The organism is Proteus myxofaciens ATCC 19692 (assembly GCF_001654855.1).
Lineage (GTDB): Bacteria > Pseudomonadota > Gammaproteobacteria > Enterobacterales > Enterobacteriaceae > Proteus > Proteus myxofaciens.
In genome coordinates, this window is record NZ_LXEN01000222.1 from 1 (window position 1) to 358 (window position 358).

A 358-nucleotide genomic window follows, 5' to 3' on the forward strand; every position below is an offset into this window, starting at 1 on the left:
ACAAGATTTATCGTATTGGGCAATGGGCACAATCGCTTCATGTGTATGAGTATTTGTATCTACTACTTTTTCCCATTGTTTATATTTAACTCTATCAGTAAATCCTGGGAATTTTGAAACTTTTTTGGCATCTACTGTGTTCCATGAAATATGAGCTCTCAGCTCAGGTGTCCATTTTTTAGGGATCATGGCACAACAAACTGTTCCACTAGTTGAGCCCATCGCACCATTAATATTGAAATCGGATATTTCATATTCGGTGTGATTAAACCCTTCTATATTGCCAGCATTATAAGCGGATTGTTGCGCGACGGAGCATCCAGAAAGAAGCACTGTGAAAATAAAGGTGGCTTTAGCT

The 358-nt window shown here is 38.5% G+C and carries 1 protein-coding gene; it reads right to left on the reverse strand.

Going from position 1 to position 358, the window contains the following annotated elements:
* Positions 1–358: DUF3304 domain-containing protein (locus M983_RS16735; RefSeq protein WP_157091993.1), on the reverse strand; the 358-nt coding region annotated here is incomplete at both ends.